Raw genomic sequence first — 14,631 nt, forward strand, 5'->3', positions numbered from 1 at the left:
CCAGATTACTCAGCGTTTTGGTCCAACAACACAATGACCTTTCCAAAATTGTCCGCCGCTTGCAAATAAGCATGGGCCGCCGGTACCTGATCAAAGTTAAAGATTCGAGCCGGTGCGACCGATACGTGATAAGTCGAGATGAAGTCAAATAAATCTTGCAACAATGCCTGCGAAACATCGCCAGAGGAAAAGCCCGTTAAATAACCCCCATTCGGAATATCACTGATCGGGTCAAAATCAGGGACGGTCCACAGCCCACCTAATTCACCCGTCATATTTACAATGCCGCCTTCGTTGAGATGCGACAACGAATCTTTGACACTGAGCGGGCCAATCAAGTCGATAATCTTATCAAAATGAGCCGTTGCGGCTGGTAACTGAGCGCTATCCGGCGCGACAATGACCTCATCAAAGCCAGCATCAATTAATTGTTGGCGCTTAACTAGCCGCCGAGTAGTCCCGGCCACATAAATCTCTGGATTATAAGCCTTGATCAGATTTAAATCGGCAATCCCAACCCCACTAGTAGCTGCTCGAATCAGCACCCGGTCCGTCGCTTTAAGCTGCAAAGACTTAAAAATGCCATAGGCCGTGTAGTAGGTCTCAGGGGTGACCACCAATGAAGCCATCGGTAGATCCGTTTTGATCGGATAAACCTGCTCGTTCGGTAATAATACGTATTCGGCATAACTACCATCATATGCCCGACCCATCTCGCCCATGATTGAAACCACACGTTGCCCAGACGTGAACGTTGCTGGTGCACTGGTCTCATCGACCACCCCAACTACTTCGATTCCGAGCACTCGTGGGAACTGCACGCTCGGTGACTTGCCTTCCCGCGTAAAGATTTCTGAGTGATTGATACCAAAACCTAAAACTTTTACCCGGGTCCACCCCGGTTTAACGCTCGGTTTAGGAAGCGTCGTTAATTGTAACGCTTCTGGTCCACCTGGTTGGTTCACGACGTATGCTTTCATAATAATTGTGCTCCTTTATCGATTAGTTTAATAAATGGTGGGCTTTCAAATATGCTTTTGCAACCATCGCCGCCTTTTTATGTTGCATGGTAACCTGATAATTCATATTTTGCATATCAGATGTTGAAATCTTGCCTGATAGTTTCTTCAAAGACTTAACAATTTGTGGATGTTGTGTCATAAACCGCCGCTTCATTAAAGGTGCCCCCTGGTACGGCGGGAAGAAATGTTTATTATCCTTCAATAGGACTAGATGATACTTCTTAGCGGTTGCCTGAGTAACTGTAATTCCATAACCATTTTGATAACTCATCGGTTTTAGATAGGCTAATTGGTACTGCCGTAACAATGCTCGTTTAGCCGTCTGATAAGTCACATTTGGATTTGAATTAAGCGCCGCCTGCCCTTTACTAAAGATTGTAACACCGTTCCAGTAATTCCCCCAAAAGTTGAGTACCATCTCTCGGATATCGGTGAAAGCATGCGGCCCATCATCAATTCAATGGCCGATTGGGGCAGTGACTATTTGGATAATCACCCTGACAAACGCAAGGTTATTATGTAAAAAAGGCAATATCAATTTTAAAAAAGCTCCTTCTATGACAACATCAGAACTTGGTTGTCATAGAAGGAGTTTTTTTATCGTTGACCAGTTTGACGCGTCTTCATTGCCAATATCATGGTTCACAATTCAATTAACACTAAAATCAGCAATAACCCCAACGCCATGGTTGACCCTAACGCTGTCCGATGCGCACTAGTTCCAGTCGTCTGTACTTGAACTAACGTGATAACGGCGGACACGACTGAAGTCCCAATGGCCCCTGCAAACTGCTGCATGGTATTGAACACGGCATTGCCATCAGCTTGATGCTCAGCTGACAACTGCTGTAAGCCACTCGTCATCGTATTACCCATGGTTAAGCCAATACCAATCATTAATAAAATGTAAATGGCTAAAATCAAACCGCCTGACAGGTGCATCCCCAACACCGTAAACAGTGCCATGGCAATAACCAAAATTGTTGAACCCGTGAGGACTGGTTTAGCTGCACCCAGACTGTCTAGAATCCGTCCACCTAGTGGGGCAAAAACAGCCCCGATCGCCGCGCCAGGTAGTACAAACAAGCCAGCTAACAAAGCACTCTTGCCGTTCACTAACTGGATGTAGTTGGGCAAGATGAAGGCCAACCCGAGGGCGCAGATTTGAACCAAAAAGTACGCCATTAAGTGCAAATCATAAGATTTTGTGGTAAAAATCGCCAGATTGATTAGCGGTTGTGCCGCTCGACGTGTGCGGATAACGAACCCCACAAGGCCAATCAGGCCGACCACCAGCCAAGCCACAAAAATCAGTGGTTGCGTGATAATCGTGGCTAACTTGCTGAATCCAATTGTAAAGCCAACGAATAAGAGGACAATTATCAGCCAACCGACCACATCAAATCCGACTTTAACGGTTGGCTGGGCTTGGCGAATCGCATATAATCCTAACGCGAGCGAAAGCACGAGTACCGGGATCAGCATGATGAAAATCCAATGCCAATCCATCCGACTAACGATCAGACCCCCAAAGGTCGGCCCCAGTGCTGGGGCAATTGCGGTAATCAGCGTACCGATTGTACCGATTCCCATCAAGGTCCCTTTCTGCCGCGCGGGCGCCCAATCAATAATAATATTAAACATTAGCGGTAAGGCGATTCCAGTCCCCAACCCTTGAATGATTCGTCCAGTGACTAAAACGGGAAAGCTGGTCGCAGTCGCGTCAACGACCAGTCCCAGAATAAATAGTAAGTTGGCCGTCACAAATAATGTCTTAGTCCGAAAGCGGCGTTTCAAAAACGCCGAAATCGGCACGATAATTGCGACTACTAACAAGTAAGCCGTGGTCATCTACTGGACCGTCGCCGTATTGAGTGCAAATTCTCGCATCAACTTAGGAAAAGTGATATTCATCGCAGTCTCCACGATCACCCCGCAAAATGAAAGTAACCCGGCAGCCACGATTGCAAGAATCAATTTGAGGTCAACCCGTTTTTCCATATTTAAAATCAGCTCCTTAATAATAGTTCGAACACGAACTAATTATCTATTTTAACATATTGTTTCAATATTTAAAGTCCTAATTCGGTTGACTTTGAGGCGATTAGTTCTTATAATTCAATCTAGTTAGAAAGCTAACCATAGCATTACTAAGGAGCCTACTCATGCAAGATTCATTAGGAATCATGATTAAAAAAGCGAACAACGCGCTAGCCAGAGACTCAGACCATTTTGCAAAATCACTGGGACTAACTGGCATGCAAATTAGTGCCATCAACTTTATCGCCAATAATGAACAACATCACGACCTCTTCCAACGGGACTTAGAATTAGAGTTCAACATTCGTAAAGCGACCTGTTCCAGCCTCGTTTCCAAAATGGAAGCCGCTGATCTACTCATTCGCGTGCCGGCGAAAGACGATGGTCGCTACAAACGACTACTCCTAACACCCAAGGCCCGCCAATTAGCCACCAAGATCGAACGCTTCTTTGAAGCCAGTGAACAGCGAATGGCCACGATTTTAGGAGCAAGCACCGCCGAAACTTACGAAGCCCTGCGACAAATCACCGTCGCCTTTTCAACCCCGACCCATGCACCTGAAAATTGGTACTAACCGTTCAAAGACCCGCTGACAGTCACTGACTGCCAGCGGGTCTTTGATTTTACGATCAATCAACACCGATTACTCGGCCAAAAAACGTGTAAACAGCTGTTGATAAATGGCGATAAAGTCATAAAACATCTGCTTTGGTAAGCTTTCATTGACCTGATGTTGGGTCATGTTACCCGGCCCATAAACCGCAAAGGGAAAATCAGCCGGTTGACGCTTAGCCAAATTGGAAGCATCGGTAATTCCCGGACTTGAGGCGACGACAACATCGCGACCAGCGTAAGACTTGCCAACGGCCTGCACTAACTTTACTAACCGATTATCAGCCGTGGTTGCAATTGGTGACTCATTCATGATAGCGGTCATTTTAATGTCAGCGCCTTGCTGATTATACGCCGCGATCAGGTCCGTTAATTTTTGGGTCACTTGGTCATTATCGTATTCCGGAATCGTCCGCACATTAACGAGTGCAGTCGCTAAATCGGGCAACGAATTTACCTGGTCCCCACCGTTTAACACGTCAATGTTAAATCTGACCGGTCCCATCTCGCCTGCCGGAATCGTTTCAAAATAGTCATTGGCTTCATTGAGTAATTTAATCAGCGGGACTAAGGCATTATAGCCGCGTTCGGGTGTCGAACTGTGTACTGCCTTACCCTTAGACGTCAATTTTAAGTCATAAGACCCCTTCTGCTCAGCCGCTGTTCCATAAACCGTTGAAGGTTCAGCAATCAGTAAACCAGCTGCATCTTGCATCGCCCCTTGTTGATAAAAGGCAGCCGAGCCAGCTTCACCAACTTCTTCGCCCACTGTCGCCAACAAGCGAATGGTGCCATGTTTAGGGCCACCTTGCTGCTGAATATTGATCATCGCAACGACTAATGCGACTAAACCAGCCTTCATATCCGTGACACCCCGACCAAATAATTGACCGGATTTTTCTACTAAGGTGAAAGGATCGGTGTCCCACGCCGCCAGGTCACCTGCCGCAACCACATCCATATGACCGGAAACCGCTAAAACAGGCTGCCCATGACCAATCTCAGCAACTAGATTTGCACGATCACCGGTAATGGGGTGAATTTTAGCTGAAATATCATACTTCGCCAACAGGGCTTGCAAATATTTTGCGACCGTCAACTCATGGTCGTTAACTGATGGAATCTTAATCACATCCGCTAGAATCTTAAGCACTGCATCGTCTTCAATCGTTCGCATATTTTGCCACCAACTTTCTTATGATAATTTCAGTCTAACACTTCTGAACCTTCTATTTTACCCAATAGCCTCTGCTACGTTATCAAATTTTGTTGAAATTAATATCTTAGTTATCAATCATCATGTTCGTGTCAAAATTGAAGTTCGCCCCGTTGTCTGATCATTAAAATATTCATACTGAACTAGTTCGGCATACGACCCAGCAATGTTGACCACATTCGTATAGCCGCGCTGAAGTAACGCGCGGACCATATTGTAACTTCGCTGTCCAGTCTGGCAATGAATATAAACTGGCTGATTGGTCGGAATTTCCACTAAGCGCTGCCGAAACTGACTCAGTGGAATATTATGAGCGCCCTTGATGTGCCCATCAGCGTACTCTTGTGGTTCACGGGCATCGATGATAAACGCCCCCGCCAAGACCAGCTGTCGAACCTGCGTCACCGCAACCTGCTTAAATTCATCATTCAGGACGTTTTCCGCCACTAAGCCAACCATGTTGACGACATTTTTGGCGGTACTGACCCATGGCGAATAACATAATTCAACATCTGTCAGGTCACTGACTCGACCGTGCATCGTGATTAGACTAGCGATAATATCAATCGGTTTGTCAACGTCCGATTGACCAATAGCCTGCGCGCCCAAAATCTCACCGGTCGGATAACTGAATATCAACTTAAGAAAGACGGCTGTTGTCCCCGGCATCACGCTGACCCGATTCTGTGGTGCCACCGTTGCGAACCGATAATCAAGTTGCTGGTGCTCACACTCAGTAGCGTTCAGGCCCGTTGACGCCACGTTTAACGTAAAGACGTGAAGAACCTGCGATCCGATCACACCCTGATAATCTGGCGTCCGCCCGTATAAATGATCCACCATGTGTCGGGCCTGCATTTGTGCTGGAAATGCCAATGCTAGCCGCGTAGATTGACGCGTAAGCCGATTAGTCACTTCAATGGCATCACCCACCGCATAAATGTCGGCCACGGACGTCTGGTAACGATGATCAACCTTGATACCACCAGTCACGCCTAACGCACAACCCGCTTGAACCGCTAATTCAGTTACTGGTGTAACCCCAATTGCCATAATCACTAACTGGCTGGTCACGGCGCGTCCCGAGGCGAGCTGAACTTGTGTTGCACCAATGGCCGTCACTTGTTCTTGCAGTATCACCTGCACACCGTGATCGTATAGTTCCTTGTGTACTAGCTGAGCAAACTCATCATCCAAAGTGCCCAAGACGTGCTCAGCAGCCTCAATGATTGTGATCTGATAGCCAGCCTGTTGTAAATTCTCAGCCATCTCTAGTCCGATAAAGCCGCCGCCAACAATCGTCACATCATGAACGTGTTGTTCAGTCAGATACGCTTGAATCGTTCGGACATCTTGAACATTGCGGACCGTTTTAACATTGGGCCGGTCGATTCCCGCAATCACTGCGGGTAGTATCGGTCGAGCACCAGGTGAAAGAATCAGTGTATCATATGGGACGATCGTCGTTGCTACCTGTCCTTGCCGTTTGATCATCACTGTCTTAGCCTGCGCATCAATGGCGACAACCGTTGTATTCACTTGAACGTCAATATTGTACTGTTGCTCGAATTGCATCGGTGTCTTTAAAATCACGTCATCGGGCTGGTCAATCACATCACTGAATGTGTACGGTAAGGCACAATTGGAAAATGAGACATCCGGCCCCTTTTCAAAAATTGTAATCTGGGCGAACTCGTCCAATCGACGCACGCGGGCCGCCGCTGAAGCACCACCACCAACGCCACCAACAATGACCACTTTTTTCACTTTCATCTGAACCATCCTTTCGTAGGTATGCTGTAGCCCTGCCACTAATTAGCTTAATTTTAAGGGTTTCAAGGCGTAACCACAACATCAACGCCGATTAATTCAACCGTTTTCATTAATTGACGTCATTGGCTTTCTATTTAAGCTAAAATAAGTTAGTATGTGTTTAACACTTAAAAAAACTTAAGGTGATCAATTATGAACCAAAAAACACGCTTATCATTGATTCTTGATGAATTAAAAACCCACCCATCACTGAGTTTAAAAGACATTATGCAATTAACGGGGACTTCACGCGACACTGCCCGGCGCGATATTGTCAAACTCGCAGCTCATAATTTGGCTGAACGAAACTACGGTGGCATTAGTCGGCCGAATACGTTTAATAAGCTGGATCAGTACCTGGACCGGGATGATGACTTACTGCAAACTAAACGAGCCCTGGCCCACACTGCCAGTTCGTATTTACTAAATGATGCGTTATTATTTCTAGATATCTCAACCACCGTTGCCTGTCTACCACAATATCTCCAGTCCAAGCACCCCGGCATGATCGTTACGAATTCCCTTGACATTGCTGACCAGGCATTACGACATAGCAATTTTCAAACGCGTATCCTGGGTGGCACATTAGATGCACAACAACGGTGTGTTCAAGGCGCTGACAGCATTCTAGCACTACACAAATTTCAATTTACGACCACGGCCTTGAGTTGCGCTGGGTTGACCGCAGACGGCGTTTATTACGCTTACGAATCTGATATCGCTTTAAAGGAAACGTTACGCGCCCAAAGCGACCGGCTAGTGCTGTTGTTTGACCACACCAAGGTGAACGTCAGCCACAACTTCAACTTGCTAGCTCTCAGTGATTTTGATTACTTTGTGACTGATCAGCCACTACCGGATAACCTAGCTACTAAAATTGCACCTGATAAACTTATTTACCTTTAGAGGAGGATCATTAACATGCCATCTTCACTATTAACTACTCAACGGGCAATGTTAGCCCTGATTCAAAGCGGATTAGCCTACACGACTGACCCGTTCGACAAAGATCGCTATCAAAAGTTACAAACCTTATTGATTCAACAAATGGCCGCCGCTGCCAACGTCGCCACTGCTGACCTGACGGCTGCTCTAACACAGGACTCTGGCTACATTACCCCCAAAATCGACGTTCGCGGCTTGATACGCCATGGTAATCAGCTACTACTCGTTCAAGATATTAAAACGAAACTATGGGCCTTACCAGGCGGCTTTGCTGACGTGGGCTACACGCCGACTGAAAATGTGCAACGCGAGGTGTGGGAAGAGACTGGCCGTCACGTCGCGGTTCAGGGGCTCATCACCGTTTTTGACACTGCTCTACGTGTCGATATTCCCCAACCATTTCAGTATTATAAATTGGTCTTTGCTTGTGAAATTACTGATGGCCAATTTGAGCCTAACATTGAGGTCGCCCAAACAGCCTACTTTACACTCGACAACTTGCCACCGTTGTCCCAAAACCGGACGACCAAAGAACAGTTGACGCAACTGATGGCTTCTACGGCCACCATTACAGTCGACTGAACAACTGCTGAGACGTCAAAAATATCCCGACTAGCCGTCTGCTAGCCGGGATATTTCACTTTAGATGTCATCTCTCAACATAGTTGCGGCGCTACTGGCGCCAACAATCATGAAAAGGATGGTCGAATTAACATTAATTTACATCAACATAGTAATTACCATTTTCACAATGTCATGGTCTTTAAACCCCAACATTACATATCCACCAATCCAACTAAGGTTTGTTGAAAATTCAGTCGCCGAATATGCCGGGGAATGAATTGGCGAATATCATCATCATTAAAGCCTACTTGCAATTTATTACGACCAACAATAATTGGCCGCCGCAACAACTGGGGTTGTTCGCATAACAGCCGGAGCGTCTCATTGAATGACATATCTGGCAGCTTATCAGCAATTGCGGGATAACTTTGTGAACGGGTAGAAATAATATCTTCCAATCCATTCTCAGTTAGGCACAGAATTTGTTTTAACTCACTAACAGTAGGGGCTGCGCTACTAAAGTTCTTCTCCTCAAATGCAATATCATGATCCCGGAACCATTGGCGGGCCTTTCGCGATGAGTTACATCCTGCTTGCGTAAACAATTTAATCATAATTATTTCGCCTCCTTGATTAGTGTTTTTATTATGATAATTATAACTTGCTTATTATTGTAGCAGGTTATTCATAACTTTGTAAAGACCTGAACGAAGTAATCGTAAAAAATTCATTATTTTTTCATATTTATTATCGTTCAAATAATATAAATGTTATACGAATCACCGTTGATTTTCATGCTGATCAAACGCGCGCAGCAAGCGTGACGCCAGCAGATAAGCCACTTCGTACTTCACCGTTAACTGCCACAAGAACGGCCCAAGCTGATCGTGTGCCGGGGTTAAATTCGTTAGTAAATTCAGGTAACGTTGCTTTTCGGCCAGCGTACACCGTTTTTTAAAATAGCCCCAGACGTGCTGATAAGCCGTTGTCAACGTGGCTTTAGTTGGCGTAATTTGTTCGGCTTCTGCTAATAATTGTTGGTAGCGTTCCTGCTTTGCAGCTGACCAATCATTGTGCCGAGCTAATTGTCGGATGGCATTATAATGCTGCTGTGAGTGTGCCATGACCCAGTACTTTTGGTAAGCCCAATCTTGTTGCCATTGTGACATTGCTCCCATCTCCTCAATCTTTTGATGAATTTACAAATATTGTACCGTCTGGCTCAGAAAAATAGAACCAATTTACATTAGTACACTGGTAACAGTCGTAAGTTTTGAAACTTAGCACAAAAATGGCGATAGCCCAGTTACCCGTTGGTGCAACTTAGCTATCGCCATCAAAACTTATATTTTATGAGTACTACTGTTGTCAATTAAAGTTGATCAGCCAGAACTGATGTTACTTTTCGCCTGGCCGAGCTGAGATCATGAGCTCACGTTGCGGATAATCTTGTGGATGTTCCAACATATCGGTGATCAATGTCGCCAATGAGAATAAACTAAGTGGCCCACCGCTAACAGCATTTCCAGCTGGTTCAACAATTAATTGATCCACTTCATCATTGTACTTGAAAAAATGACAGGCTAGCAATGTATAGTCCAAATCACTATTCCTGATGACTGCGGCCCCGGCCTTTTGCCCCGCCACATAGGTCGTCTCAACTTCACGACTAAACCCAAACTCACGGTGGGCTAAGGTGTACATTGCTTCTGAAATCTGATCATAGTTGATTTGAAACTGGGTCGTCCAAAATAGCCGTTTGACCCCAACTGCATCCATCGCTTGCACCAATGCCGTGGCAAACTGCGCCGCGTGGGTAATGCCCACCGTTGAGAATACGACGTCAATCCCTCGCAGCGCGCGTTTTAAATCATCAACATTGCTCGCATCCCCGATTAACTGCGTGGCTAACGAGACATCATGCTCATGTCGGTGATGATCCAACAAAGTCACGTGGTGCTGCGGCATCACGGCCACTCGACGATACACTTCATACCCCAATTTACCCGTTCCAATAATCAAAATATTCATTACTGATCACGTCCTCACATCACCCGCTAATTTATTCGTAGCAACGGCCGGACCACGAATGACGCCAACAGCGCATATCCACACCCTATGGTTAATCAGTTCGGTCGCTTAAGGCTTATCATACCGGTTCCAAGATGATAATTCGGTCATTATTTAAACTTAATTGTGATTCGATGACTGATTAGCCTTATTTTGAATAACAGGGTCAATGACAGCCACCGGTCAGCCCTGAGTACGGATAGATATTAATAACTTTGAAATAAACTAATGTCCTACCATTTTATCTTGGCTAGGATGACCAAGGCCCAAAGACAATTTATTATGCCCGCAGTTGGCTATGAAAAAAGCACCGCTAAGTTTGGGGTAGGAACCGATCCTAAACTTAGCGATGCGACTTAACTCTGTTCGCGATTGCTGCGCCAACTAACGATCAATTACCAGTTTAACCGCGAGAGCTCATCCATCATTGCTGAACGCCGCGGATATTGTTGCTGCCAATCATGTACAATCGCCTGCACGGTCGATTTACCAGCCGGGTAAGCAAGCATCCGTTTCAATATGCCAACTAATTGTTGATACTTTCGCCGAGTTCCAGTAGTAGTAGCCATTTTCCGCACTTCATGATCATATTTCGCTAATAGCAGATCTGAAAAACGTGGTTTCAATAACGGCTCATAGGTCCGTAAATCCCAGAGTCCGTCCGCGGCCACGACCGCTTTTAATAGCGGGTTCAATAAGTTTTCTTGCACGTACAGTGGTTTCAAATCGGCATTGGAATTCTTCGCGATCGCCGTCAACAGTTGCTCGCGAACCGCCGGCCAATCCTTGGTTGGGTAACTCTGCTTCAACTCTGAAAATAGCGCCTCATCCGCTGGCACATATTCAGTCAATAATTGCCATAATTCCTGACGATACAATTGCTGCTCACCTAGTTGCTGATAAGCGTCCTTTAGTTGGCGACTAAAGTCAGCTAATACGCTCGGATTGTCCGCGACCAACTTTTTGCCATCTTTTAGTAATTGGACCGCATGCGCCTCATCTTGATGTTGAAGACAGAACCGGCTATAAAACAAGCGGACTTGCGGTATCGCCAAATTAGAATCACAAAATTTAATAATTTGCTTATCAGGCACATGAGCCGCAGTCATCATTTGTAAATAGTGCTTTAGCCATTTTTCTATCTGCCAGTCATAGTCCCAGCGATCCGGGTGTTTTTGCACGGCACGGAACCGTTTAGCGGTATACACCAGCTTGGCGTCAATAAACGCTGGCGTCTTGAAATACGTGAATAATAAGTCGTCAAGCGTATCTTCAATGATATTCAACGACTTCGTTAATTGTTTGCATAACCAATCAAACACCTGCTGCTGCACATCCGCGTCGGCTTTTGTTAAGACAGCTTCCCACAAGTCGTCACTAGCACTCATGATCATCATAATCTCACCATCGGAATCATCAATGTCGACGTGGTCGATTTTAAGCATCAGATGCGCTAAGATTTGAAATACCAAACCATACTCGCCGTGATCGACCAACGGCTGCACCTCTTCTTTTAGAAAAGCTAAGGCCTCATCGCCGAAATCCGTCGCCGCGTCATAATCGATAAAACCACCGCCATCCGCGTTTGTGTCAAATAAATCATCAACACTCGCGAGATATTCAGGTAAATCTGTCACAACATCAGTCTCACCCATGACCGTCCGGAACAGTTGGACGAGATGATTGTCATGGGCCAACACCACACTCAAAAAGTCCCGAACTTGCCGATCAGTAGCCCGCTCAACCAGCTTAGTGGCAGTCTGTTCAAGACTGTCGCAACTAGTTGGTGCTTTGGAAACTTGCTGTTGACTGGCAGGTTTATCAGCCGCCATCGCTTGGTACAAAACGGCCGCCATGTGCTTGCAGTACGGATGACTATTGGCATACGGACACTCACACGCGCCACCGTGAAAGTCACCATTAGCGAGATCAATCACCACGCCATAGTCCTGCGTGCCCGTAACCATTGCCGTAATTTGTGTTTTGGTCCGTTTTAAATCAGTGACATACCCCTGTAAGTAATAATCGTACCCACGTTCAGCGATTGCCGTTGGAAAATAGTCTTCCCAGTCCATATTGTCACTCCCGTTAACTCGTTTGTCCTAACCATACTGCGGTATGGCGGATTGGGCAAGACCCGGCAAGCAATTTCTCACCATATCACTCAATACCGACCCTCATTTAGCATACGCCGTGTCATAACTTTATCTGTTGACACTAAAAAGCTTGTTTTTTCACCGTGGTTTGTGGCTCATTGGCCGCACCAATCCATGACCAAGTCGCCGTTGCAAGTAGGCCCACAACTGCTCGACCGAAGTAAACACGATCTGATCGCCGGCTTCAGCAATTGGCTGATTAGGATCCCACGTCGCCGTCAAACATTGCACCCCGGCCGTATCAGCTGCTTCAAAATCTGAGCGAGTATCGCCAACGTACAAGAGTTCCGCGGCGTCTAACGACTTAGTGCGCATCAATTGTCGCAGATTGTCAGCTTTATTAGGTTGACACTCAGAACCATACAACCGCGTGGGGAAATAGGACGTCAGGCCAGTCACGTCCAAGGAAATTTGACAACTCTTAGCCGCCTTACCCGTAATCAGAGCTAGCGCCACCCCTTGCTGCTGCAACAGTTCTAAAAGTGTGACGATTCCCGGATACGGTGCTGACACCCGTAAATGTGCGCGAGCGTATTCTTGATAAAAGGCGGCCAAAGCGACCGGCCACCGTTGACCAGCCACTGCTTTGACCATCCCAACCTCATTTAGCCCAAACGTCTGGACGATAGCTTGCTTGGTCAGTTCGTGCTCAACGTACGGTGCAACGCTACGACGAAAGACGTCAATCACCATTGGAATCGTCGGCGCGAGCGTGCCGTCAAAGTCAAAGGCGATCATCTTAAGCATGCGGTTCACCTTGATTAATCTGCCGAATCACACGACAAGGATTGCCTACCGCCAACGAATTAGCTGGAATGTCTTTGACGACCACACTACCGGCACCAATCACGGATCCCCGACCAATTGTCACGCCGGGAATAATAATCACGCCACCGCCAATCCAACAGCCATCCTCAATTGTGACTAGTCGCGCTAACGTCTGGCAAAAATACTGATCGCTATCTGGCTGCCAGTCCGCACGTAAACGTTCATGCAGTTCGACCGGATGGGTGGCCGTATAAATTTGAACATTTGAGGCAGTCAAGACATTATTGCCAATGGTAATCCGATTACAGTCGATCAAGGTACAGTTCATATTGATTGAAACATTCTGACCAATCGAAATATTACACCCGTAGTCACAAATAAATGGGCTCCCCACCGAAACATTCGATCCAATCTTGGCAAACATAGCCTGCAATATCGTACGTTTCTCACTTTTTTGGTCATAGGCGAGCTGGTTATACTGGCTTAAAAGTTGCCGTGTACGCCGTTTTAGCTCTAAAAATACTGGTGCGTGTGCATCATAGGTCTGACCGCTCAAACTCCGCTGTCGTTCATCCATCATTAAGCACCCCTTTCACTTCCAAGCTTAAAAAAACGAATCGTTACTATTCAAGTCACGATTCGTTTCTTTAGTTATAGTCGTTTCGCTAAGGTCTCAATCACATAGACCACGGGGACCTGGGTCGTTATATTATAATTACCATTAATTCTCTGGTGAGCCAATTGATATGAAAAATTCCAATCGGAAAGCTTCGCTAGCGTGGATTGGGACTGGTTAGTAATGCTTAAGACTGCGCACCGGCGTTGTTGAAAATGCTGAACAAGTGCAATTAGTTCTGGGGTTTCGCCACTCTCAGATAACGCAAAAACGACCGTATCGTGAATCTCAAAAGTATTCACTGGATAATTACTATCCTCAAGTCCAAACGCAACCTTACCAGCGTTGGTAAAACAGCGCGCGGCATAGCGGGCCAAACTTCCTGAGGAACCAATGCCGACAAAAATAACCAGCGTGGCTCGACGCAAATACGTGAGCGCTGGCATCAACTTACGTTCATACGCGCTAGAATTAGTTTTTGCAAAAAAGTGTGCTAGCTCACTGACGTCGCTCTTGGGCTCGTAGGTGGACAACTGTTGTTGTTCACTTTTAAGAGCCCGTTTAAAATCACGATAACCTTCGAACCCATTTTTAAGACAAAAACGCAAAATCGTCGAGGTCGACACGTGCAACTCGTGAGCTAACTCACGAATGCTCATGTAGCCGACCCTATCCATATTATTAATAACGTACCTGTAAATTTCCACATCAGTTTCATTATATTTTTCGAGCTGCTCATAACTAAACATCCGCCACTACCCCCACTCCAATAATCCGTTGCTTGGTCACCATAATAACTTGGTTTGTTC

The 14,631-nt window shown here is 46.1% G+C and carries 15 protein-coding genes and 1 pseudogene; 4 read left to right on the forward strand and 12 right to left on the reverse strand.

Annotated features, from left to right (window positions below; all coding sequences use genetic code 11):
- Positions 1 to 5 precede the first annotated feature (5 nt).
- Together V7R88_RS07395 and V7R88_RS07400 are read right to left on the reverse strand one after the other, a co-directional pair.
- Positions 6 to 980 carry a zinc-binding alcohol dehydrogenase family protein gene (locus V7R88_RS07395; protein ID WP_338816116.1) on the reverse strand — a complete coding sequence of 325 codons (975 nt, stop codon included), beginning with the start codon at positions 978 to 980 and terminating at the stop codon, positions 6 to 8.
- A 22-nt stretch (positions 981 to 1,002) separates the two neighbouring features.
- Positions 1,003 to 1,440 carry a glycine betaine ABC transporter substrate-binding protein gene (locus tag V7R88_RS07400; protein WP_057717128.1) on the reverse strand — a complete coding sequence of 146 codons (438 nt, stop codon included), beginning with the start codon at positions 1,438 to 1,440 and terminating at the stop codon, positions 1,003 to 1,005.
- A 9-nt stretch (positions 1,441 to 1,449) separates the two neighbouring features.
- On the opposite strand from V7R88_RS07400, the gene V7R88_RS07405 reads away from it, so the two are divergent.
- Positions 1,450 to 1,545, forward strand: a complete 96-nt coding sequence (locus V7R88_RS07405; RefSeq protein ID WP_231957295.1) for a winged helix-turn-helix transcriptional regulator — start codon at positions 1,450 to 1,452, stop codon at positions 1,543 to 1,545.
- A 119-nt stretch (positions 1,546 to 1,664) separates the two neighbouring features.
- Here the strand turns inward: V7R88_RS07405 and V7R88_RS07410 are convergent.
- Positions 1,665 to 3,023, reverse strand: a pseudogene (locus tag V7R88_RS07410) (MFS transporter).
- Positions 3,024 to 3,187: 164 nt separating this feature from the next.
- Between V7R88_RS07410 and V7R88_RS07415 the strand changes: the two are divergent.
- Positions 3,188 to 3,637 (forward strand): MarR family winged helix-turn-helix transcriptional regulator, encoded by a 450-nt coding sequence (locus V7R88_RS07415; protein ID WP_057717127.1) that lies wholly within the window; start codon positions 3,188 to 3,190, stop codon positions 3,635 to 3,637.
- 69 nt (positions 3,638 to 3,706) lie between these two features.
- On the opposite strand, the gene V7R88_RS07420 is transcribed toward V7R88_RS07415, so the two are convergent.
- Both V7R88_RS07420 and V7R88_RS07425 read right to left on the reverse strand, forming a co-directional pair.
- Positions 3,707 to 4,852 (reverse strand): ArgE/DapE family deacylase, encoded by a 1,146-nt coding sequence (locus V7R88_RS07420; RefSeq protein WP_057717126.1) that lies wholly within the window; start codon positions 4,850 to 4,852, stop codon positions 3,707 to 3,709.
- Positions 4,853 to 4,972: 120 nt separating this feature from the next.
- A complete protein-coding gene (locus V7R88_RS07425; RefSeq protein WP_057717125.1) occupies positions 4,973 to 6,664 on the reverse strand; it encodes an FAD-dependent oxidoreductase in 1,692 nt (563 codons plus the stop codon).
- A gap of 192 nt (positions 6,665 to 6,856) precedes the next feature.
- On the opposite strand from V7R88_RS07425, the gene V7R88_RS07430 reads away from it, so the two are divergent.
- Entirely contained in the window at positions 6,857 to 7,609 is a 753-nt protein-coding gene (locus V7R88_RS07430) for a DeoR/GlpR family DNA-binding transcription regulator (protein ID WP_057717124.1), read from the forward strand.
- 15 nt (positions 7,610 to 7,624) lie between these two features.
- Positions 7,625 to 8,230, forward strand: a complete 606-nt coding sequence (locus tag V7R88_RS07435; protein ID WP_057717123.1) for an NUDIX hydrolase N-terminal domain-containing protein — start codon at positions 7,625 to 7,627, stop codon at positions 8,228 to 8,230.
- Positions 8,231 to 8,424: 194 nt separating this feature from the next.
- On the opposite strand, the gene V7R88_RS07440 is transcribed toward V7R88_RS07435, so the two are convergent.
- The 7 genes from V7R88_RS07440 to V7R88_RS07470 all read right to left on the reverse strand — a co-directional run bounded on the left by V7R88_RS07440 (position 8,425) and on the right by V7R88_RS07470 (position 14,571).
- Entirely contained in the window at positions 8,425 to 8,826 is a 402-nt protein-coding gene (locus V7R88_RS07440; protein WP_003640632.1) for a Spx/MgsR family RNA polymerase-binding regulatory protein, read from the reverse strand.
- Positions 8,827 to 8,991: 165 nt separating this feature from the next.
- Complete coding sequence (locus V7R88_RS07445; protein ID WP_003646013.1) at positions 8,992 to 9,381, reverse strand: YbgA family protein; 390 nt, start codon at positions 9,379 to 9,381, stop codon at positions 8,992 to 8,994.
- Between the two features lie 229 nt (positions 9,382 to 9,610).
- Positions 9,611 to 10,243, reverse strand: coding sequence for an SDR family oxidoreductase (locus tag V7R88_RS07450; RefSeq protein ID WP_057717122.1), 633 nt, complete (start codon positions 10,241 to 10,243; stop codon positions 9,611 to 9,613).
- A gap of 434 nt (positions 10,244 to 10,677) precedes the next feature.
- The gene (locus tag V7R88_RS07455) at positions 10,678 to 12,357 is read right to left on the reverse strand and encodes an SWIM zinc finger family protein (RefSeq protein WP_057717121.1); all 1,680 of its coding nucleotides are present in this window, start codon (positions 12,355 to 12,357) and stop codon (positions 10,678 to 10,680) included.
- Positions 12,358 to 12,516: 159 nt separating this feature from the next.
- On the reverse strand, positions 12,517 to 13,185 hold the full coding sequence (locus tag V7R88_RS07460; protein WP_057717120.1) for an HAD family hydrolase: 669 nt from the start codon (positions 13,183 to 13,185) through the stop codon (positions 12,517 to 12,519).
- A complete protein-coding gene (locus V7R88_RS07465; RefSeq protein ID WP_338816118.1) occupies positions 13,178 to 13,786 on the reverse strand; it encodes a sugar O-acetyltransferase in 609 nt (202 codons plus the stop codon). Before V7R88_RS07465 ends, V7R88_RS07460 begins: the two co-directional genes overlap by 8 nt.
- A 71-nt stretch (positions 13,787 to 13,857) precedes the next feature.
- Complete coding sequence (locus V7R88_RS07470) at positions 13,858 to 14,571, reverse strand: MurR/RpiR family transcriptional regulator (RefSeq protein WP_013355586.1); 714 nt, start codon at positions 14,569 to 14,571, stop codon at positions 13,858 to 13,860.
- Positions 14,572 to 14,631: the final 60 nt, after the last annotated feature.

The organism is Lactiplantibacillus argentoratensis (assembly GCF_037290055.1).
GTDB lineage: Bacteria > Bacillota > Bacilli > Lactobacillales > Lactobacillaceae > Lactiplantibacillus > Lactiplantibacillus plantarum.

Bases quoted from the DNA above. Each gene is read 5' to 3' on its own strand.
- V7R88_RS07395 (WP_338816116.1), bottom strand. From the start codon at position 980: ATGAAAGCATACGTCGTGAACCAACCAGGTGGACCAGAAGCGTTACAA.
- V7R88_RS07430 (WP_057717124.1), top strand. From the start codon at position 6,857: ATGAACCAAAAAACACGCTTATCATTGATTCTTGATGAATTAAAAACC.
- V7R88_RS07445 (WP_003646013.1), bottom strand. From the start codon at position 9,381: ATGTCACAATGGCAACAAGATTGGGCTTACCAAAAGTACTGGGTCATG.
- V7R88_RS07425 (WP_057717125.1), bottom strand. From the start codon at position 6,664: ATGAAAGTGAAAAAAGTGGTCATTGTTGGTGGCGTTGGTGGTGGTGCT.
- V7R88_RS07400 (WP_057717128.1), bottom strand. From the start codon at position 1,440: ATGGTACTCAACTTTTGGGGGAATTACTGGAACGGTGTTACAATCTTT.
- V7R88_RS07440 (WP_003640632.1), bottom strand. From the start codon at position 8,826: ATGATTAAATTGTTTACGCAAGCAGGATGTAACTCATCGCGAAAGGCC.
- V7R88_RS07465 (WP_338816118.1), bottom strand. From the start codon at position 13,786: ATGATGGATGAACGACAGCGGAGTTTGAGCGGTCAGACCTATGATGCA.
- V7R88_RS07435 (WP_057717123.1), top strand. From the start codon at position 7,625: ATGCCATCTTCACTATTAACTACTCAACGGGCAATGTTAGCCCTGATT.
- V7R88_RS07420 (WP_057717126.1), bottom strand. From the start codon at position 4,852: ATGCGAACGATTGAAGACGATGCAGTGCTTAAGATTCTAGCGGATGTG.
- V7R88_RS07460 (WP_057717120.1), bottom strand. From the start codon at position 13,185: ATGCTTAAGATGATCGCCTTTGACTTTGACGGCACGCTCGCGCCGACG.
- V7R88_RS07455 (WP_057717121.1), bottom strand. From the start codon at position 12,357: ATGGACTGGGAAGACTATTTTCCAACGGCAATCGCTGAACGTGGGTAC.
- V7R88_RS07470 (WP_013355586.1), bottom strand. From the start codon at position 14,571: ATGTTTAGTTATGAGCAGCTCGAAAAATATAATGAAACTGATGTGGAA.
- V7R88_RS07415 (WP_057717127.1), top strand. From the start codon at position 3,188: ATGCAAGATTCATTAGGAATCATGATTAAAAAAGCGAACAACGCGCTA.
- V7R88_RS07450 (WP_057717122.1), bottom strand. From the start codon at position 10,243: ATGAATATTTTGATTATTGGAACGGGTAAATTGGGGTATGAAGTGTAT.